We start from the raw sequence: 20,316 nt of genomic DNA on the forward strand, positions 1-20,316 counted from the left end.
GTTCCTATCGGGTCATGACCAGAAAGCCGAAGAAGAAGTACTGGGCGATCCAGACGACGAGCGCCGCGAGCGCGAATCCGCCGAGGCGGTCCACCCGGGGGGACGCCGTGTAGACGGCAGGGGTTTTGCCGGCTTCCCAGGCTATCGCCACGGAATAGGCGATGGCGAAGCCGCCCACGCCGGCGAAGGTCAGGCAGAACAGCGCGTTGCTGTACCAGTCGAGGTTGACCGCGTAAGTGGAGAGTTCGTAGCCGTGCGTGCCGAACAGGATGCGGTGGCGTAGCGCCTCGCGGGCGGTCGCGATCAGCAGGATGGCGCCGGTGGCGGTGGCGAAAGGTCCATAGCCGCCGGAAGCCGATCTGAACAAGGCGGGGGTCAGGATCAGCAGCAGGATGGCTGCATTGGCGCCGATGGACCACAGCGAGACCGGAAAGCCGGCCGCGCTGCCCGGCAGTGTTGCCATCCATGCCGCATAGCAGATGAGGGCGGCGAAGCCGCCCACCGTCATGAGCTTGTTGCCGAGGCCGGCCAGCCAATCCAGGTACGGCGCGTCATTCGGTTCCCGGCGGTCGAGGTAGCGCCGGCAGCCCAGCAGCCAGGCGCCGGTGACCGGGGCCGCCAATACGATGAAGAAAAGGTACCGCCCGAGGTTGAATTCGTGGATGCCGGAACCGGCGGTTTCGAGGTGCCCTTCCGGCGCATACCAGGCCATCCATAGCTCCGGCCGCAGCGCCTGGGAGGTGAGGGCATGCATGATGAAGCCCGCCGCGAGCAGCAGCGCGAGCGATACGGCCAGCGACCAGCGGCTGGTGGCCGATCCGCCTTCCTTGCCCACGAAGTAATGGTGGTACATCGCCCAGTAGGCTACCAGCAGCACCACGATGAAAGCGATGGCCCAGCGCGCCGACAGCACGTTGGAGACGTACCAGAACGGATCGTAGATGACTTGGACGAACAGCAGCGGCGCCACGCCGATCACGATGGCGATCGAGACCGCGACCTTGGCGGTGTCGAGCATCGGGCCCGCGAGCCGGCGCCAGTTGGCGTTCGATGAAAAGGCGCCGGTCAGGGCCAGGGCGGTGCTGCCCAGCATGACGTGGACGGCGATCATATGCAGCGCCCATGTGAGCACCAGGAGAACCAGGAAAATGGCAGGATGGCTCGGCAGTCCTGAGCTGCTGCGCAATGCGTAAAGTGTGTCGATGTCCATGAGGGGTTTCCGTTCAGCGGGTGATGGAGTGCCACAGGGGCAGGCTGGCGATGAACTGCGCCAGGGCATGCGCCTCGTCGTCGTGCAAAGGGATGCGCGGCATATTCACCATGTTGCCGGTGACCAGGGCGCCTTTGATGAACCGTTCGATATCCGCGGCGTCTCGGTTGCCGGCGAACATCTCGCCAAAGGGGCGGGTGCCGGTGGTGCCCAGGCCGTGGCAGTTCGAGCAGTACACGATGGCCAGCGCATGGCCGGCTTCCAGTTCGTTTCCTTCGCCGATCTGGCGCAGGTGTTCGGGCATGAACGGGTGCAGCGCCAGCATGCCGCGGGCTTCGAGCGCCGGCAGTTCGGATTTGACGCCCAGTGCCGGCACGTCGCGGGCGATGATCTGGTTCGAGTAGACGAACTGGCCGGCGACGTAGGGTTTGCGCATGGATTCGCGCGCCCGCTCCTCCGGCCAGATGCCGAATATCAATAAGCCCACCATCATGCCGGCGGCGAGGGGGGCATTGAGCGTGCCGGGACGCAGCAGCAGCGCGAAGAAATAAATGACGATCGCCGTCAGGATCGCCCACATCGCGGGGACGAACGATCCCGGCAGGCGGGTTTTCATCAGGAGCTGGGCGCTCTCCGGCAGGGTCGTGAGGCCCCATTGGAAAAACACCGCCCCCAGCACCGCCCCGAGGATACCCACCCAGGCCAGCTTCCGGGTCATCTCCAGCCGGAAAGCGCCGTCCCGCAGATAGGCAGCGATCAGCCCGCCGGCCAGGGCGGCCGCCATCAGCATGAAGCAGGTGCGGCTCAGTATCTGGGCGAAGGTATAGAGGCCGAAAAAGCCGTTGAGCGTGCCACCTTCGGTGAACCAGCGCTCCTGCCCCGGCCACATCATAAACGAGAGAATGCCGACGATGATCAGCATCGTGGCCCAGGAGGCGAGTCCGAAAATCCAAGCGATTTTCAAATAGCTCCTCCCGTCCACCTTCCCAGCCAGATAGACCAGCAGGTAGATGCCGACCACCTCGATGAAGAAGAACACCCATTCGGTCGCCCACCACCATACGTAGCTGTGGATCAGGGCCGAAAGCCCCCGGGGGCTGGCGACCGTGGCCGAAAACCAGATGCCAGGACCGGTGATGGAGCCGAGCACGTAGGAAAACACCAGCAGGAAGACGCCGTACCGCCTGACGTATTCGAGCAGTTCCGGGCGGTTGCGCCGGACCGCGACGGTGGCGAGCCAGGTCGACACCAGGGCCGCGCCGACCGAGGTATGGGAGGCCAGCACGTGGATGACGGCGATGATACCCAATACCCAACCGCTGCCCAGTGCCGGCTGGTACCAGGTGGGATAAAGGCCGAGTATTTCATTCGAGTTATCCATGGCAGTGATTCATCTCCCTGAGGTGTTGCTGGCGCGTCGTCTCACGGAAACCTCCCAGGCTGCCCTGGGTGGAAACTCCCATGGATTATTGGAGGCTGACTCGAATAACCACATATCTTATCCCTCTATTATATCGAGGCCCCGGATGCTGACACGATCGGTGTGTGAGGTGAATATGACAAAATGCCGCATGGCAATTTGTCGCATCCTCCCATAGTGGATATCTGCCATACTCTGCCGCCTGATATAGCCCGGTTCCGGATGATTGGGCCGGATTTAATACCGAGCTTATGGCGATGGAATCAGGCGCCGCATTCGCGGCGGCGAATTCAGATATCAACCAACCGACAGGAGCGTATGGGATGACTGTGAGCAATATCGTGGTGTTTGCTTTGGGCAGCGGGGCGGCGGGGGTCGCCTGCGCGTTGCTGAACGCCGGAGGAGCCTTGCGAAGAAGTGCCGGGTCGGCGGAGGTTCAGGCGGTGGCGAGGGCGATTCAGGAAGGCACGGAGGTGTTCCTCAAGCGGCAATACCTCGCCGTGGCGGTGTTCGGGAGTCTGCTCGCGCTGGCTTTGACGAGGCTCGGTGTCTGGACCGCCAACGGCTTCATCGCCGGCATCGTCGCTTCGGCGCTGGCGGGCTATATCGGCCTGGCCGTCTCGGTGCGGGCGGAGGCGCGCACCGCCGACACGGCGGGCGAGGGGCTGGGCGCGGCGCTGGCGACGGCCTTCCGGAGCGGAACCACCATGGGGCTCCTGGTGGCCGGCCTCGCGCTGTCGGCCGTGGCAGGCTACTACGCCCTCGCGCTGTCCATGGGGACGCCGGACGACGTGCACGGCGGCCTGTTGGGACTGGCGCTGGGCGGTTCGCTGATGAGCGTGTTCGCTCGGACCGTCGGCGGGGGCTGGGCAAAGACTGCAGGCGGTCCCCTGGCTCAGGCGACGAGCGGGGCCGCGGCTCTGGGGGACTATGTCGGCGCCCATGCCGGCCATGCGGCCGGAATCGCGGCCGATGTGTTCGAGACCCTCACGCTGGCGCTGGTGGCCGCGATGCTGCTGGCTCGGAGCGTGTTCGGCGCCGACAGCCCGTGGGTGGAATTCCCTCTGCTGGTGGCCGGCTTCGTGGTAGCGGCTTCCCTGGCCGGCGCCTGCTTCGTGCGTCTGGGCAAGAGCCGCTACCTCGTGGGCGCCTTGTACCGCAGTGTGGTCGTCACCATGATCCTGGCCGGCGTGAGCCTCTATTATGCGTCCGAATGGTTCCTCGGCCTGCCCGCCGTCCAGCCCGCCTTCAGCGTGCTGAACCTGTTCTCCGCAACCTGTACCGGTCTGGCGTTGGCCGGCCTGAACGTCGCCGCGGCGGAATATCACACCTCGAAAAGTTTCGATTTCGCCAGGCGCATCGCGGCGGCCTCGCGCGGTGGCCCGGCGACCAATGTCGTCGCTGGTCTGGCCGCGGGACTGAAATCCACCGGTTGGGCCATTGCCCTTCTGTGCGCGGCGTTCATCGCTCCATATTATCTCGGCGGTGGCTTTTCGGGCCACGAGGGTACGGGCCTGTTCGCGGTGGGACTTGCCGCCGTGGCAATGGCGTCGCTCGGCGGCGTCATGGTCGCCATCGACGGTTATGGCATCGCCGCCGAGGCCGCGCACGGGATCGCCGAAACCGCCGGATTGCCAGACGAGGTGCGCCAGGCCACCGCCTCCCTGGATGCCGCCGGCCGGGCGACGCGTCCGGTGGTGCAGGGGTATGCCGTGGGCGCCGGCGGCTTGGCGATGCTGGCGCTGTTCGCCGAGTATTCGAAATGTTTCAGCATACCCCTGGTACTGAACCTGTCCGATCCGGTCGTGCTGACCGGACTGTTCGCCGGCGGCCTGATGCCGTACCTGCTGGGTTCGGTGTCTCTCGGGGCGATCGGGAAGGTTGCGGCCGGACCGGGCGGGCAGGCCAATGCCACCATGCGAGCGGTGTTCAGGCGGGCATCGATCCTGGTGCTGCTGCCCCTGGCGGTTCCGCTCCTGGTCGGGTTCGGCGGTGGCCGGGAGGCACTGGGCGGCATGTTGGTCGGCGCTATCGTGACCGGCCTGTTCCAGGCATTCGCCATGAGCAACGGTGGCGGCGCCTGGGACAGTGCGAGGCGGTATATCGAGGACGGCATGTACGGTGGCCGCGATTCGGAGGCGCACCAGGCCGCTCTGACCGGCGACCGGGTCGGAACCGCCTGCAAGGAGGCGGCGGGACCGGCACTCAATCCGCTGATCAAGCTGATGGGGCTGGTGTCCGTGTTGATCGCGCCGCTGCTGGCCTGAGCCGATCCGGCATTCATCGAGGGAGATGCGCATGCTTTCGACACGCAGCGTTTTTCAGGAGATACGGCGCGATCCCCGGGCGTTCCAGCTTCTGATAAGCATCGCCGCCAAGGGCGAAACCCAGGGCGGCTGGGAGAACGAACGGATCGCGGCGCTGACGCCGGACCCGGAGCTGGCGCGCAAGGTCAGGCGGCACGGCGCCGACGAAACCAAGCATGGCCTGATGTTTGGCAAGCTGCTCCGCAAGGTCGGGCTGGACCAAGTGCCCGTGCCGGCGGATGCCGATTACTGCATGATGCTGGAAAGCCGCGGTATCGGGCTGTCGCACCGGCGTCTGAGCCGGGACGAGCCGCTCGGTCCGGAGGAAATCCTGCAGTACCTGGTGCACAGCAAAGTGACCGAGGAGCGCGCCTCCGATGAGGTCAACCGACTGCTGCGGGTGTTCGGGGACGATCCGGAACTGGCGCCGAGCCTGCGGGTCATCGCGGAGGATGAAATCAATCATCTTTCCTATGCCCACGAGGAGCTGCTCCGGCTCAGCGGTCAGGGTTATGGAGGCCGCATCGCGCAAATGCTGAAGGTCTATGCGCTGGCCGAGATCCGTGTTTACCGTGACGTCGGCCTGGCGTTCGTCCGCCACATGGCGGCGCTCCTGGGTTGGAGCGGCCCTAAGCAATGGCTGCTGGAGCTGGGCGTTTCGGCGGCCTATGTCCTGGAACGGGCCTTTGCCTGGCGGCGGCTGGCGGCGCTCAAGCCACCGCTGCGCCGCGATGCCATGGGGAATTGAGGCATGGCGGGAAGGCAACCGACAGTGGGATCGGCTGAGCACCGGCAGCTGTTCTGCCGTAGCTTCATCGACAGTCATTTGCAATTCGAGCCGGCACAGTTGCCCTGGCCGGAGCTGGATCCGACCATGCTGCAGCGTCTCAGGGAAGTGCCGTTCTGGCAGGAGGTCCTGTATACCGAGATGCGGGCGATCCGGATCATCGAAGCATTCGCGCCGACCGTTCCAGACCCTTTGGTGCGGGAGGCCATGGAGCTGATGGCCGAGGAGGAACGGCGGCACGAGCGATTGGTGCGGCACCTGATCGCCCGCTATGGGATCGTGATCGAAGCCAGAGAGATTCCGCCGTTGCCGTCGGATGTCGAACGGACGTTCATCGACTTCGGCTACGGCGAATGCGTGGATTCCTTCCTGGGGTTCGGCTTCTTCCGTCTCGCGCGGGAGAGCGGATTCCTGCCGCCGGAAATGTTCGACGCTCTGGAAATCCTCATGGGAGAGGAGGTCCGCCATGTGCTGTTCTTCGTCAACTGGATGGCTTGGCACCAGGCACTCCGCGGACGGCGTGCGGCGGCTTCGCGCGGGCTGACCTCGGCATGGCATTACGCCCGTGCGATCGCGGCGCTGGCGGGCGTCGCCGCACGGAATGCCCGCCACCAGGGCAATGGCCGGGAATTTTCGGCGACCCAGGCCGCCGGCCTGATGCCAGGCTTCACGATGGGCGGTCTGCTCGCGGCCTGTCTGGAGGAAAACCGGCGGCGGCTGGACGCCTACGACCGGGATTTGCTGCGCCCGCGCCTATTGCCGGCACTGGCGCGTGTCGCACTGGCGTTTACCGGCAGGGGCGGGCGGCGGAAACGGGGGGACGGCAGGGCGGAGGTTCGATGCGGCAGGTAAGGAGGGCGCTAGGGCGGTTCGTGGTGATCACAATGATTGCGGCGGCCGCGCTGCCTCTGGGCATGCTAGCATGGCGGGAGCAGGCGGAGCGCGCCGCGGCGCTGGTATCCGGCACGCTGCTGCCGCAGCCGCGCCCCGTCGCCGATTTCGTATTGACCGGTGACGACGGCAGACCATTCACGCGGGCCGATCTGGCCGGCCGCTGGACTGTCGTCTTCGTCGGCTATACCCACTGCCCCGATGTCTGCCCCGCCACACTGTCCCGGCTCAAGGCCGCCAAGGCCAGACTCGGTGCAGAGGGCGAGCGGCTGGCGGTGCTCTTCGTGTCGGTCGATCCCGAGCGCGATACGCCGGACCATCTGGCGCGCTACGTACGTCATTTCGACCAGGATTTCCGGGCGGTGACCGGCCCGGTGGATGTGCTGATGGCGTTGGGGCGCGAGCTCGGCTTCGTGTTCGTCAAGAATCTCGGCGCGGAAGGCGAGGGCTATGGCATCGATCATTCCGCCGAGCTGATGTTGCTCGATCCGAGGGTCCGTCTGGTTGGCTACCTGATCCCACCTTTCCGGATCGAAGCTCTGGCTGCAGATTTCGAGACGATACTCAGGAAACGGGTTGCTCCATGACGAAAGTGCATATTTTCTGCGCAGCCTTGGCTTGGTTCACTCTGCCGGGCCATGCCTGCGAAGGACTGGAGGTTTCAGCGGCCAGAGTGATGGAATCCCCGCCCGGTGCGAGCGTTCTCGCAGGGTTTGCGACGCTGCGCAACGGTGGGGATGCGCCCCTCGTCATCCGCCGCGCCGACAGCCCGGATTTCTCGGCGGTGGAATTCCATTCGCTGGTGCAGCGGGACGGGTTGATCCGGATGACGATGGACGGTTCGCTGACCGTGCCGCCGCATGGTCTGCTCGTCATCGAGTCGGGCAAGCGCCATCTGATGTTGATCAAGCCTGCCAGAGATTTTCACGAAGGCGACTGGATCACCGTTCGCCTGTTCTGTACGAGCGGGATGCTGGAAGTGAAGATACCGGTCGAGAAGAGCGGCTGAAGGTCGCTCTCGTCGAGCGGAGTCCTTGAAGGTGGACTGTGTCAGCGGGTCTGTGCTTCCAGAACGGCTAGCCGAACGCGGCTCGAAACTGGACGGCGCATCTGGATGACCACGCCAAGGATCTCGAGCGATTTCAGTTCGGTGCCCGCAAAGCTGGGAAAATCGGGATGTATCGAGATGAGTTCATAGTCGATCTCGTCCCCGGATTGTGATAGGACGCGGTATCTGTTCAGGTTGAGTCGCTCGGCACCCGGTCGGAAAACGATCACCGGATCGCTGGGCTGAAGCGGTGCATCCGGGTCGACAACCAATTGATCTCCGGGACGAAACTCGGGCTGGAACGCTTCGTCGCTCAGCTCCAGCTTGAGGGCGAACAGACGTGGACCGGATTCCGCGAATGGCAGCGAATAGTCCATGGCCACCCATTTGCCTGTCGATGATTGCACCGACTGATCCTTGAGGTAAGCCTGTACGAGTTCGCAGTCCCGCGGAGAAAACAGCGGGACGCGACGAGCGCTCGCCATTGACAGAGGCCGTGCGGCATTCACGATGCGGGAATGTTCATTTCCGAACAGCAGCGTATCGATATCGATTCCCAATTCCTTGGCGATAAGCGGCAGAAAGGTGCTTTTCCTGATTTTGCCCGATTCTAGGCTTTGAATGGTTTGCTGTGCCGCGCCAACCCGTCCTGCCAGCTCATCCTGGCTCATGCCCAGACGTTCGCGGTAATGCCGGACACGCACGCCTACCGAAGTCAAATTTTCTCCCGATGATTGAATGGCGTTGGGATTCATGCCCAAGGAAGACATCCTCGCTGTTTTTCGCATGCTCGGTGAGCAGATCAAAAACAAAAAACCATTATAACAGTAATGCAGGTTCGAGCCGGCCTGCGCTGCAGTCAGCGCCGGCCACGTCCGGTCTTGCGGCCTTTGTCCAGAGCGACGTAAATCGTCCTCCCTTCGAAATCTTGACCGTCCAGCCCTGAAATCGCCGCGCGGGCCTCATGACCTTCCATGTCCACCGTTGCGACGCCTCGCGCCTGTCCTGTAAATAAATCTCTACTCACCTTCAAGTCGAAGACTTTGCCATAGCCGCCAAACAATTCTCGCAGGTCGGCATCGGTCGTTGAAGGGGGTAAGCCATGCACGAAAAGCGTCAACATCGGTTCGAACTCCTGACTGAGATTGAAGTTGTGCGGAGAAAAAAGCACCTTCGAGGCAGGGAACGGGTCTGATGGTTTTGATGCTTGTTTACCACGCTGGCTGGAAGTGTACTGGACAAAATACTTTTTTAATAGTAGAAATTGGTGTCAATCATCGATTCGGCGACTAAGGGTGACGTGGTTCGTCGAACGCTTGGCTGGGCAGCCGGTGTCTGCCCGCCCCGGCGTTCGCACCGCCTGTTCGCACGGTTCACACAGTGCCTGGAGAATTCATTGGGAAATCCTGTGTTGCAAACTTTTACCGCGTTGCGCGGCCTCGCCGACAGGAATGCAAGCTGGCGCCAGGATTTCGGTGCCGGCTTGCTGGTCTTTCTGATTGCCCTGCCTTTGTGTCTGGGCGTGGCCGTGGCTTCGGGATTCCCGCCCATGGCGGGTATTCTTTCGGCGGTGGTCGGCGGGCTGTTGGTGTCCCGTATCAATGGTTCCTACCTCACCATCACGGGTCCGGCCGCCGGTTTGATCGTGGTGATCCTCGGTGCCGTGCAATCGCTGGGTCAGGGCGACGCCATGGCCGGTTACCGCTACACCCTGGCGGCCATCGTTGTATCCGGCGTGCTGCAAATCCTGTTGGGCCTTTACAAGGCCGGACGCCTGTCCGCCTACTTTCCCGCCTCGGTGGTCCACGGCATGCTGGCCGCCATCGGCATCATCATCATGGCCAAACAGATCCCGGTGATGGCGGGCGTCAAAATCGAACCCGGTACCCACGCCAGCCTGTTGTCCAGCATGGCCCAGCTGCCTCATGGGCTCGCCTATTTCATCCCGGAAACGACCTTCATCGCCCTGGTGGGGCTGGCCATCCTGATCGCCTGGCCACGGCTCGAAAACCGCTTCCTCAGCAAAGTCCCGGCGCCCATCGTCGTCATTTTGTCCGGCATGGCCCTAGGGCAGGTTTTCGACCTGGCCCAGCTTCGCCCCGGTGAAAGCTTCCTGGTTCCCAAGGACTTGATCGTCGGCCCCGCTTTTCTGGTTGCGATTCCCGACAGCCTGCTGGCGAGCCTTTACCTGCCCGATTTCTCCAAGGTCTTCACGCTGGCGTTTTGGCAAAGCGTGATCAGCATCTGTCTGGTGGGCAGCCTGGAGAGCCTGCTAAGCGCAGCGGCGGTGGACAAGCTGGACCCCGAGCAGCGCTATTCCGACCTGAACCGAGACCTTCGCGCGGTGGGCATTGGCAACGTCGTCGCGGGGCTGATCGGCGGTCTGCCGATGATCGCCGAAATCGTGCGCAGCTCCGCCAACATCGACGCCGGTGCCCGAACCGCTTGGTCGAATTTTTTTCACGGCGCGTTTTTGCTGCTGTTCGTGTGGGCGTTTCCGCACGTGATCGACACGATCCCTTTGGCCTCCCTGGCCGCGCTGCTGGTCTACACCGGTTTCCGCCTGGCCTCGCCCGAGGCCTTCGCCAGGACTATGGATCTGGGCCGGGAACAGCTGGCGCTGTTCGTCATCACCATCGTCGGTGTGCTGGCCACCAACCTCCTCGCGGGCGTGTTGATCGGCATCGCCGCCAAACTGCTCCTTCATGTCGGGCGAGGCGTTCCCCTCAGGAATCTGCTGACCATTTTCTACCGGATCGAGCACCCAGCCCCCGGTACCTGTATCATCCATGTACGCGGTTCGGCGATCTTCTCCAATTTCCTCGCCCTCAAGAGCGCCTTGGCGGAGCTGCCGGCCGGCAAAACGATCCTGTTCGACCTGTCCGACGTCTATCTGATCGACCATACGGTGATGGAATTCATCGATCATTTCCGCGACGATGTCATCGCACAGGGCGGACGCTGCGAAATTCGTGGACTGGCCGGCCACGAGCCCTACGGCGAACACGAGCTGGCGGCCCGCATCAAAACGCCGCAGAATTAACCTCAGTCTCAGGAGCCGAGATGCCGTTGTTTTTTGCTTACCTGTCGGTGATCGCCGCGCTGACGTCGGCACTCCTCGCGCTGGCCACCAACCGCCGCGCCGGGTTGCAGCGTCTGGCGGAAGCGCTCGGGCGCCACGGGCTGCAAGCGCCGCCGGCGGTGGCCAGAATCCTTTCCGAAACGCATTTTGTCCGCATCCACCGCTACAGCCTGTTCGCCCTGCTGGGGATTTCCGGCGTCAGCGCCGTCCTGGCCGGGTTGGGCGCGCTCTCGAGCGGTGCCGTGCGCACCGATACCCTGCCGTTCGGACTGCCCTGGCTCAGCTGGCATGTCCGTATCGATCCCTTGTCCGGCTTCTTCTTCTGCGTCCTGGGCCTGCCGCTCGTCGCCGTCAGTCTTTACGGACCCAGCTACGTTCGGGAGTTCGAACACGGCAAGCACTCCCTGTCGGCCTTGGGGCTGTTCACCGGGCTGTTCGTGGCCGGCATGGAGCTGGTCCTTTTGGCCGACGATGCGTTTTTGTTCATGATCGCCTGGGAGGTGATGTCGGTGGCCAGCTATTTCCTGGTCGCCTACCAGCACGATCATGCCGCAAACCGCCGCGCCGCTTTCCTTTACCTGCTGATGGCCGAAATCGGCGCGATCGCCATCATCTTAGGCTTTGGCGTGCTGGCGGGTTTCGGCGGGGGATTGAGTTTCGAGGCCTTGCGTGGGGCATCGTTGAGCCCGCTGTGGGCCAGCATCGCCTTCGTGCTCGGACTCGTCGGTTTCGGGATGAAGGCCGGCCTCGTTCCGATTCATGCCTGGCTGCCGGAAGCCCATCCCGTCGCGCCGTCCCATATTTCGGCGTTGATGAGCGGCGTGATGTTGAAGATCGCCGTCTACGGCTTCATCCGCTTCACGTTCGACCTGCTGGATCAAATCCTCTGGCAATGGGGCGTGTTGGTGCTGATCATCGGTTCCGCATCCGCCGTGCTCGGCATCCTCTACGCCCTGCAACAACAAAACCTCAAGCGGCTGTTGGCCTATTCCTCGGTGGAGAACATCGGCATCGTCTTCGTGGCGCTGGGATTGGCGCTGATCTTTCTGAGCAGCGGACAAACCCACCTGGGCACGCTCGGTCTGGTGGCTGCGCTGCTGCACTCGCTCCATCACGCCCTGTTCAAGTCTTTGCTGTTTCTCGGCGCCGGCGCCATCCTGCATCAGACCCACGAACAAAGCCTGGAAAACATGGGCGGCTTGGTCCATCGCATGCCCAAGCTGGCGGCGGTTTTTCTGGTCGGCACCCTGAGCATCGCGGCACTTCCGCCACTGAACGGGTTCGTTTCCGAATGGTTGATCTTCCAGACCGCGTTGCAGGCCAGCGCCATCGAGAGCGGCGTGCTGCGTAGCCTGATTCCCACCGCCAGCGCCGTACTGGCGCTGACGTCGGCCCTGGCGGCCACGTGTTTCGTCAAGGTCTACGGCGTGGCCTTCCTGGGATTGCCGCGATCGCATCACATCGCCCATGCCCGTGAGGTCCAGCATCGCGGCATGCTCGGCGGTCCCGTATTGCTGGCCGCCTGCTGCGTGCTGCTCGGCGTGCTGCCAACCCCGCTCATCAACGGTCTGGCGGGTTTGACGCGACAATTGACCGGCTTCGAGCTTCCCCACGTTTCCGCTTTGGGTTGGTTGTGGTTGACGCCGGTGTCGCCCGAGGTGGCGTCCTATTCGCCTGCCTTGGTGCTGGTGGGGGCTATGGCGGTCGGGTGGCTTTGCTATTACCTGCTGTATCGCCGCACCGGTTTGGATCCACGCCGGGCCGAACCCTGGGACTGCGGCTTCGGCGGTCTGACGGCACGCATGCAATACACCTCGGGGGCCTTCAGCATGCCGATCCGGCGTATCTTTCAACCCGTGTTCGAACTGCGCGAGACCCTCGAGGAACACAAGGAAGGCCCCGCCCAGGCGCGCGTCACGGCGCTGCGCTATCAATTCCACGTCCTGGATCGTGCCTGGTTGAGCCTGTATCAGCCGTCGGGCCGTGTCGTCACGAAGCTGGCGCGCGGGGCCGGCCGTTTGCAGACCGGCAATATCCGCACCTATCTGGGTTATTCCTTCTTTACCTTGCTCTTTCTGTTGTGGGTGATCAGTTGATGGTCTGGCTCCTGGCGATCGTGCAAACCCTGCTTTTCATCGGCGCGGCTCCCTTGCTGGCCGGCTGGACCAAACGGATCAAGTGCCGTCTGCAAAACCGCAAGGCACCCTCCCTGTTCCAGCCCTACCGCGACCTGTTCAAGCTGTACTGCAAGCAGCCCATCGTTCCGCAGCCGGCCTCGTGGATTTTCCGCGCCGCCCCTTACATCGTGTTCGCCTCGACCGTGCTGGCCGCTTCCACCGTGCCCTTGGTGGCGGTCGATCTGCCCACGGCGCGCATCGCCGACGTCATCGTGCTGGTGGGTTTCTTTGCCTTGGGACGGACCTTCCAGGTGCTGGCCGGCATGGACATCGGCACGGCCTTCGGCGGAATGGGCTCGTCGCGGGAAATGACCATTTCCTCGCTGGCCGAACCGGCGATGCTGATGGCGGTGTTCACCCTGGCCATGAGCGCCCACACCACCAACCTGTCGCAGGCCATGAACTATGTGCTCGACACCGGCCTGGTGCTGCGCCCCTCTTTCGTCTTCGCCCTGGGCGGTTTGATGCTGGTGGCGATCGCCGAGACCGGGCGGATACCGGTGGACAACCCCGCGACCCATCTGGAGCTGACCATGATCCATGAAGCCATGATCCTGGAGTACAGCGGCCGCTGGCTGGCGCTCATCGAATGGGCCAGTCAGATCAAGCTGATGCTCTACGGTGTCCTCATCGCCAATATCTTCGTCCCCTGGGGGATCGCGCAGGCGCCGTCCCTGCCCATGCTCGGCTACGGGATCGCGGCGATCGCGCTGAAGCTCGCGGTTCTGGCGCTGCTGCTGGCCCTTTCGGAGGCCCTGTTCGCCAAGATGCGGATCTTCCGCGTGCAGGAATATCTTGGCTTTGCCTATCTGCTCAGTGTCCTGGGGATGTTGAGCCACATCATCCTGGAGGCGGCGCGCTGATGGCCATTACCGAACTAACCCTCTATCAACAGGCGATCCTGCTTTTGGCAGGATTGATCGCCCTGACCTCCTTCCTGATGCTGGGGCAATCGCGGCTGGTGCGTCTGGTCCTCGTGTTCGCCCTCCAGGGCCTGCTGCTGGCGGCGGCCACCGCACTGGCGGCCTCGGTGCTGGATTATCCCCACTTGTACGTCTCGGCGGCCCTGAGCCTGTTGTTGAAAGGCATCGTCATTCCGGTCCTGCTGCAACGCCTGATCCACCGCATGGGGCTGCATCGGGTCATGGACACCATCGACCACCCGGCGCGGGTGATGATGGCCGGAACGGCTTTGGTGGTGTTCAGTTATTACGTCAGCCTGCCGGTCGTCCAGCATTCCACCCTGGTCACGCTCAACGCCATCGCGGTCAGCCTCGCGGTGGTGCTGCTCGGCATGCTGCTGATGATCACCCGCCGCCAGGCGGTGGCCCACGTGGTCGGGTTCATGTCGATCGAGAACGGTCTGTTCTTTGCCGCCGTGGTCTCCACTTACGGCATGCCCATGGTGGTGGAACTGGGTGTGGCTTTCGACGTGCTGGTCGCCGCCGTGGTGTTCGGCGTGTTCTTCTTCCAGATCCGCTCCAGCATCGACTCCCTCAACGTAGACCAGCTCAGCAAGCTGACCGAGGCCGATCGATGATTGCGGTTTATCTCCTGCTTCTGGTCCCGCTCGCCGGCATGGCGCTGTTGAGCTTCCACGGACACCGTGCCGATGCCGGGCGGCTCAACGTCCGCTTCAATGCCTTGGCGTTGGCCGCCTCCGTGTGGCTGGCCATCGACGTGCTGATCAACGGTCCTGAACTCTCGGCGGGGCGGCTGCTGTACATCGATTCCTACAACGTCTACCTGGTGGCCCTGACCGCCTTCGTCGGCCTGACCACCTCGATGTTCTCCGGCCCTTACATGGCACACGAACAGGAGATCGGCCGGGTCACGGCGCGCCGGCTGCGTCTCTACTACGCCATGTACCAGGGTTTCATGCTGGCGATGTATCTGGTGCTCACGACCAACAACATGGGGGTCATGTGGGTGGCCATGGAGGGGGCGACGCTCGCTACTGTGCTGCTGGTGAGCCTTTACCGCACCCCCGAATCGGTGGAAGCCGCCTGGAAGTATTTCATCCTGTGCGGCGTGGGTATCGCCCAGGCTCTGTTCGGCACCGTGCTGTTGTACTTCGCCGCCGAACAAAAATTGGGCGTGGGCGGCGAGGCGCTGTTGTGGACGGTGCTGCACGACAACGCCCACGCCCTCGATCCCGCCATCTTGAGCCTGGCTTTCGTATTTCTGCTGGTGGGCTACGGTACCAAGATCGGTCTGGTGCCCCTGCATCAATGGCTGCCCGACGCCCACTCGGAAGGCCCCACCCCGATGTCCGCGATCCTCTCGGGGCTTTTGCTCAACGACGCGCTCTATGCGGTGGTACGCTGCAAGATGCTGGTGGATGGCTCGCTCGGAACCCATCTGGCTGGCAACCTGATGATGGGCTTCGGACTGCTGTCCTTCCTGGTCGCGGCCTTGTTCCTGCACCGCCAGACCGATATCAAACGGCTGTTCAGCTATTCCTCCATCGAACACATGGGGTTGATGACCTTCGCCTTCGGTGTGGGCAGTCCCTGGGCCACCTTCGCCGCGTTGTTCCACATGACCACCCACTCCCTGACCAAGTCGGCCATCTTCGTCACCGTGGGGCATGCCGCTCAGTTGGCCGGCACCCAGCGCATGGACAAGATCCGCGGGCTCATCCTGACCCAGCCCACTATAGGCTGGGGCCTACTGATCGGCACGGTGGCCATCGCCGGATTCCCGCCCTTCGGGGTGTTCGCCAGCGAGTTCCTGGTTTTGGTCGCCACGATGGATGATTTCCCCTGGCTGACCCCCCTCTTGCTGCTGGGGATAGGACTGGCCTTCGCCGGGCTGTTCCGCCATATCCAGCCCATGGTGTACGGCGACGTGCCGGAAGGGCAAAAAGCCATCACTGCCAATCTGTGGCCGGTCTTCATGCACCTCGCCCTGGTGCTGTGGCTGGGCCTGGCCATCCCCGGTTTTCTGGGAAATTGGTTCAGCCAGGCGACGCAACTGATTGCCGGGAGTTTGCCGCAATGAGCGTTGACAGCTTGACTTCACTGCGGTTGAAGCTGGCGGCCCAGGACATCGACAACGTTTCGTCGGTCCATCGTTTCCTGTCGCCCGCAATGGTGTTGCAGCTCGACGCCCGAGATTGGGGCAAAGCTGCCGAAATCACCAAGTCCGAACATTGGCGCTGGGCCGGCATCTGGGCCGAGGACCGAGGCGCCGAGCTGGTCGTCAATGCCTGTTTGGAACACCAGGGAAGTTATCTGATCCTGCGGACCCTCCTGACGCCGGAGCGGGCGATCCTGCCGTCGCAGGCCCCGCACTACTGGGCCGCGGATCGGCCGGAACGCCACATCCGCGACCTGTTCGGCATCCATTTCGAGGGCCATCCCGACCCGCGCCGCTGGATCCGACATCAGGCTTGGGACGAAAACGTATTCCCGCTGCGCAAACACTTCGCGGCGGCCGGCACCCCTCCCGGCGAGACCCCGCCAGACCGGGACTACCCTTTTCTGAAGGCGGAAGGCGCCAGCGTCTACGAAATCCCGGTGGGGCCGGTTCATGCCGGCATCATCGAACCGGGCCATTTCCGCTTTCAAGCCGTGGGTGAAACGGTCCTGCATCTGGAGGAAAGGCTGGGCTACGTGCACAAGGGCATCGAGAAGCTCGCCGAGGGCCGTGACCCGGCCGGCCTGGCGCGGCTGGCCGGGCGGGTGTCCGGCGACACCACGGTGGGCCACACCTGGGCCGCCTGCATGGCCATGGAACGCGCCGCCGGAATCGAAATCCCCTTGCGCGCGGCGTATCTGCGCGGATTGCTGGCGGAACGGGAACGGGTCATCAATCATCTGTGGGATTTGGGTGCTTTGTGCAATGACGTGGGCTTCGCCTTCGGCCATTACCAGTTCGGCCGTTTGCGGGAACAGTGGCTGCGGGAAAATCAGCTCCATTTTGGCCATCGCCTGCTCATGGACCGGATCGTGCCGGGCGGGGTCGCCGTCGACCTCGGCCCCGACGCAGCGGGGACCATGGGTCGGTCCATAGCGGCCTTGCGGGGCGAACTCGACGAGCTGTTGACGATCCTCGATTCCAATTCATCCCTGGAAGACCGCTTTCTCGGCGCCGGCGTTCTCTCCACCGAGCTGGCGGCGGCCCTGGGTGCGCTGGGTTTCGTGGGCCGGTCCAGCGGCCAGACCTTCGACGTGCGCCGCGATGCGCCTTACGCCCCTTATGACCGGTTGACGTTCAACGTGCCGACGGAGAGTCAGGGAGACGTGGCTTCGCGGTTCTGGGTACGCTACAAGGAATTGCGGGTCGGCCTCCGCCTGCTCGAGGCATTGCTCGAAGGCCTGCCCGAAGGCATGGTGGCAGTACCCTGGCAGATTCCCCCCGAGGGCGCGGAAGGCTTCGCGGCGGTCGAGGGCTGGCGTGGCGAAATCCTCTGCTACGTGCGCTTCGGCGCGGGCAACGCGATCGCCCGCTACTGGCCGCGCGATCCCAGTATCGTCAACTGGCCGGCGCTGGAGAAACTGGTGCTCGGCAACATCGTGCCCGACTTCCCGGTGTGCAACAAATCGGTGAACGGCTCCTATTCCGGCCACGACCTTTGACGAGGGCTTTTTATGCTGCGACTGTACAGCAAGATCTTCAAAACCGGCGTTCTCACCGAGAAAGTGCCCAAGCCGCCCAGTCCCGGGATCGGCGTTGCCGAGCGAGAGGAGGCGATCGAGCAAGTCGGCCGGGCGCTCAAGGGGATCGTCGACAAACGGTTTCGCGGCAGTCTCGCCATCCGTCAGGTGGATGCCGGCTCCTGCAACGGCTGCGAGCTGGAGATCCATGCGCTCAACAACGTCTATTACGACGTCGAACGCTTCGGGGTGCATTTCGTGGCATCGCCGCGCCATGCCGACGTGCTGCTGGTGACGGGGCCGGTTTCCCGCCACATGGAAGCCGCCCTGAAGCGCACCTACGAAGCCACGCCCGACCCCAAATGGGTGATCGCCGTGGGCGATTGCGGCGCCTGCGGCGGCGAGTTCGGCGTGTCTTACGCCAGCTGCGGCGCAGTGAGCAACGTGATCCCCGTCGATCTCGCCATCCCGGGCTGCCCGCCGTCCCCCCTCGCACTGTTGCAGGGCCTGCTGTCGCTGTGCGGGAGGCAGTAAGGTTCCGTGATTGTGGCCATTCCGGGGCACGGCAGGTGCGATTTGATCTTCGGAAAAGACCGGGGATTGTTCGATCGCTGCGAGTCCGCCTCTGTCTGGGCTGGGGCAATGCCGATCGGGAAGAGCGGCTAAGTTCGGCTCTGCGCCGCTGCGCGTTCGCGGAAGACCTGGATGCGCCCATCGAAGCCCTCCAGCCAGGCCAACTGCGCTTCAAGCCGCCGGATCCGGGAGCCAGCCTGGTCCGAGGCCCGGGAGCGTTCCGCGGCACCCCGAGTCAATGCCTGTTCCAAGCCATCCGCCACGCCCTCCAGACGCTGGCGTAGGCGGGCCGACAGCTCCTCCCTCGTTTCTTCCAGGCGTCGCCGGATGCCGCTGCGGATGCGTCCGGTCAGCATTTCCATTGTCTCGGTCAACTGGCGCCTGCGTCGCCGGACGATACCGTGCCGGGCCCAGCGCTCGGCCAGGGATTTGAGCTTTCGGAAGCGCGGCGCGACCAGTTCCGGCGCCCGCTTCAAGACCTGCTCCGTGAGCAGCTCCAGCCCCATGGGTTCGTCCGTGGGACGGACCCCGGCGCGGGTTCGTTCCGGCCAGCTCGTCTGCAAAGCAGCGGTCGGCACGGCAAGCTGGAACAGACCGCCGGCAAAGCGCTGGAGGTCGGTGACCATTTCGTCGATTTCGAGGTCGAAGGTTCGGACAATCTCCGCGGCCGCCGCATCGGCTTGGCGCTCCAATACCTCCCGCCAGTCGGCGAAGGATTCTGCGACCTCTTCCCGGATGAAGGTTTCCAGGCACTCGTCGAAATCTTTCGGAGGCTGGAGGTCGTGGTCGAGGACCAGAGCATCGAATCTCCGGGCCAGGTGCGAACGTAGCTCTTCGAACCGGCGTTCGGGGTCACGCGCGAAAATCCCGTCGGCCAGCAGATGGAATTCCTGCCGCAGACGTCCGTCGAGCCGCCGCAGTTCACGCTCCGCCTGAAACCGGCGGGCAGCAAACCGGGCGATCTTTTCGTCCAACTCTGCTATCGGGAGGGTCAGGGAACTTCGCTCCAGCCGGGTTTCCAGGCGCAACCGACCGGTTAGGCGCGCGAGGCCGGAAGCCGCGGCATCGAGCAGCAGCGCACCTTTTTCCTCCAGTAAAAAGCGTTCGAGCGCCGCAGTGAAGACCGGCAGGCGGCTCGCGTCGAGCCGTGCCGGATCGTTGCCGGCTTTTCCCATCAGCGCATCCCGGGCGGAAATGGGGAAGAGGCGGACCTCCGTACCCACTGCCTGGGTCAGGACACGGCGGGAGAAGTGCTCGATCGCGGCGATGTCGGCTTCCTGCAGGATGTCGATCTTATTCAACAGAAAAAAGATACGGCCGGCGTACTTCCGGACCTCATTGAGGAATTCCAGTTCGGCCTGGCTCACCGCCTGATCGGCGGAGAGGACGAACAGAGCCGCATCGCAATGCGGCAGCCGGGCATAGGCGGTGTCGGTGTTGTGACGGAAAACCGAGCCGACCCCTGGGGTGTCGACGATGCGCACGCCGTTCCTCAGGAGGGGCGAGGGCATCTGGATCAGCACCTCCCGCACGCCCTTCGCGTTGCCCGGATTACCCGGCTCGGTGATGTAATCCGCGAGCGTCTCCGGGTGGATGTCGAAGGGGCGGCCTTCCAGCGGCTGGACGGTGATCCGGTGCGTCTCGCCGTATATGAGGATGGTCACCACCGAGGTCAGCGGCACTGCCGCCGTGGGCAGCAGGTTTTCACCCAGTAGTGCGTTGATCAGGCTGGTCTTGCCGCGCTTGAACTGTCCCACCGTCAGGACGTCGAAATACCCCTCCTGCACCTTGTCACGAAGGGCGAGGGCGGGGCGCACAGCCGCAGGAAGGTTCTCGGCCAGCTCGTCGATCCGGTCCAAGAGCTCGGATTTGAGATCCGCGTAGCCGGCGGCTTGCGGCGCGTCACCGGCGACACCGGAACGGGGAATGGCGTTCATTCTGCCGTGGTGGGATCGATGACGGTACGGACTTCGTTGATCGCGTCGGCGGGAAAGCCGCCTTCCATCGCATGCTGCCTCAACGTGGCGGCGTCCGGGGCGATGTAGATGCAGTACACCTTGTCGTCGGTGACATAGCTTTCGAGCCATTGAACCTGCGGTCCCATGGCGTTGAGGATGGAACAGGATTTCCGGGAAATCCGCTGCAACTCATCACGTGAAAGGTTTCCAGCGCCGGGAATCGTACGCTCTATGACATATTTGGGCATGGTTATCCTCCTGAC

General features: G+C 63.7%; 18 protein-coding genes. 12 read left to right on the forward strand and 6 right to left on the reverse strand.

What is annotated here, in order from left to right:
• Nucleotides 1–4: 4 nt before the first annotated feature.
• Together N4J17_RS11280 and N4J17_RS11285 are read right to left on the reverse strand one after the other, a co-directional pair.
• Nucleotides 5–1,210 carry a hypothetical protein gene (locus N4J17_RS11280; RefSeq protein ID WP_198323395.1) on the reverse strand — a complete coding sequence of 402 codons (1,206 nt, stop codon included), beginning with the start codon at nucleotides 1,208–1,210 and terminating at the stop codon, nucleotides 5–7.
• A gap of 13 nt (nucleotides 1,211–1,223) precedes the next feature.
• The gene (locus N4J17_RS11285; protein ID WP_198323394.1) at nucleotides 1,224–2,591 is read right to left on the reverse strand and encodes a c-type cytochrome; all 1,368 of its coding nucleotides are present in this window, start codon (nucleotides 2,589–2,591) and stop codon (nucleotides 1,224–1,226) included.
• 362 nt (nucleotides 2,592–2,953) lie between these two features.
• Between N4J17_RS11285 and N4J17_RS11290 the strand changes: the two genes are divergently transcribed.
• Genes N4J17_RS11290 through N4J17_RS11310 form a run of 5 tightly spaced genes read left to right on the forward strand, consistent with a single transcriptional unit; the run spans nucleotide 2,954 to nucleotide 7,623 of the window.
• A complete protein-coding gene (locus tag N4J17_RS11290; RefSeq protein WP_198323393.1) occupies nucleotides 2,954–4,897 on the forward strand; it encodes a sodium/proton-translocating pyrophosphatase in 1,944 nt (647 codons plus the stop codon).
• 31 nt (nucleotides 4,898–4,928) lie between these two features.
• On the forward strand, nucleotides 4,929–5,684 hold the full coding sequence (locus N4J17_RS11295; RefSeq protein WP_198323392.1) for a ferritin-like domain-containing protein: 756 nt from the start codon (nucleotides 4,929–4,931) through the stop codon (nucleotides 5,682–5,684).
• Between the two features lie 3 nt (nucleotides 5,685–5,687).
• The gene (locus N4J17_RS11300) at nucleotides 5,688–6,575 is read left to right on the forward strand and encodes a hypothetical protein (RefSeq protein WP_198323391.1); all 888 of its coding nucleotides are present in this window, start codon (nucleotides 5,688–5,690) and stop codon (nucleotides 6,573–6,575) included.
• Complete coding sequence (locus N4J17_RS11305; RefSeq protein ID WP_198323390.1) at nucleotides 6,563–7,201, forward strand: SCO family protein; 639 nt, start codon at nucleotides 6,563–6,565, stop codon at nucleotides 7,199–7,201. The genes N4J17_RS11300 and N4J17_RS11305 overlap by 13 nt, the downstream gene beginning before the upstream one ends.
• On the forward strand, nucleotides 7,198–7,623 hold the full coding sequence (locus N4J17_RS11310) for a copper chaperone PCu(A)C (RefSeq protein ID WP_198323389.1): 426 nt from the start codon (nucleotides 7,198–7,200) through the stop codon (nucleotides 7,621–7,623). The genes N4J17_RS11305 and N4J17_RS11310 overlap by 4 nt, the downstream gene beginning before the upstream one ends.
• A 41-nt stretch (nucleotides 7,624–7,664) precedes the next feature.
• Here the strand turns inward: N4J17_RS11310 and N4J17_RS11315 are convergent, their stop codons facing one another.
• Together N4J17_RS11315 and N4J17_RS11320 are read right to left on the reverse strand one after the other, a co-directional pair.
• On the reverse strand, nucleotides 7,665–8,417 hold the full coding sequence (locus tag N4J17_RS11315; protein ID WP_198323388.1) for an XRE family transcriptional regulator: 753 nt from the start codon (nucleotides 8,415–8,417) through the stop codon (nucleotides 7,665–7,667).
• A gap of 104 nt (nucleotides 8,418–8,521) precedes the next feature.
• A complete protein-coding gene (locus tag N4J17_RS11320; RefSeq protein ID WP_198323387.1) occupies nucleotides 8,522–8,785 on the reverse strand; it encodes an RNA recognition motif domain-containing protein in 264 nt (87 codons plus the stop codon).
• Nucleotides 8,786–9,070: 285 nt separating this feature from the next.
• Here N4J17_RS11320 and N4J17_RS11325 point away from each other — a divergent pair, with 285 nt between their 5' ends.
• From N4J17_RS11325 to N4J17_RS11355, 7 genes are read left to right on the forward strand one after another with little or no spacing between them, the layout of a single operon-like run.
• A complete protein-coding gene (locus N4J17_RS11325; protein ID WP_198323386.1) occupies nucleotides 9,071–10,705 on the forward strand; it encodes a SulP family inorganic anion transporter in 1,635 nt (544 codons plus the stop codon).
• A gap of 20 nt (nucleotides 10,706–10,725) precedes the next feature.
• Entirely contained in the window at nucleotides 10,726–12,840 is a 2,115-nt protein-coding gene (gene hyfB / locus N4J17_RS11330; protein ID WP_198323385.1) for a hydrogenase 4 subunit B, read from the forward strand.
• Nucleotides 12,840–13,784 carry a respiratory chain complex I subunit 1 family protein gene (locus N4J17_RS11335; RefSeq protein ID WP_198323412.1) on the forward strand — a complete coding sequence of 315 codons (945 nt, stop codon included), beginning with the start codon at nucleotides 12,840–12,842 and terminating at the stop codon, nucleotides 13,782–13,784. The genes hyfB and N4J17_RS11335 overlap by 1 nt, the downstream gene beginning before the upstream one ends.
• Nucleotides 13,784–14,461, forward strand: a complete 678-nt coding sequence (locus tag N4J17_RS11340) for a formate hydrogenlyase (RefSeq protein WP_198323384.1) — start codon at nucleotides 13,784–13,786, stop codon at nucleotides 14,459–14,461. The genes N4J17_RS11335 and N4J17_RS11340 overlap by 1 nt, the downstream gene beginning before the upstream one ends.
• Entirely contained in the window at nucleotides 14,458–15,924 is a 1,467-nt protein-coding gene (locus tag N4J17_RS11345; RefSeq protein WP_198323383.1) for a hydrogenase 4 subunit F, read from the forward strand. Before N4J17_RS11340 ends, N4J17_RS11345 begins: the two co-directional genes overlap by 4 nt.
• A complete protein-coding gene (locus N4J17_RS11350; RefSeq protein WP_198323382.1) occupies nucleotides 15,921–17,504 on the forward strand; it encodes an NADH-quinone oxidoreductase subunit C in 1,584 nt (527 codons plus the stop codon). The genes N4J17_RS11345 and N4J17_RS11350 overlap by 4 nt, the downstream gene beginning before the upstream one ends.
• A 12-nt stretch (nucleotides 17,505–17,516) precedes the next feature.
• A complete protein-coding gene (locus N4J17_RS11355; RefSeq protein ID WP_198323381.1) occupies nucleotides 17,517–18,056 on the forward strand; it encodes an NADH-quinone oxidoreductase subunit B family protein in 540 nt (179 codons plus the stop codon).
• Between the two features lie 128 nt (nucleotides 18,057–18,184).
• On the opposite strand, the gene N4J17_RS11360 is transcribed toward N4J17_RS11355, so the two are convergent.
• Both N4J17_RS11360 and N4J17_RS11365 read right to left on the reverse strand, forming a co-directional pair.
• A complete protein-coding gene (locus tag N4J17_RS11360) occupies nucleotides 18,185–20,032 on the reverse strand; it encodes a dynamin family protein (RefSeq protein ID WP_198323380.1) in 1,848 nt (615 codons plus the stop codon).
• On the reverse strand, nucleotides 20,029–20,301 hold the full coding sequence (locus N4J17_RS11365) for a DUF4242 domain-containing protein (protein ID WP_198323379.1): 273 nt from the start codon (nucleotides 20,299–20,301) through the stop codon (nucleotides 20,029–20,031). Before N4J17_RS11365 ends, N4J17_RS11360 begins: the two co-directional genes overlap by 4 nt.
• Nucleotides 20,302–20,316: the final 15 nt, after the last annotated feature.

The sequence above is a fragment of the Methylococcus capsulatus genome, from assembly GCF_036864975.1.
GTDB lineage: Bacteria > Pseudomonadota > Gammaproteobacteria > Methylococcales > Methylococcaceae > Methylococcus.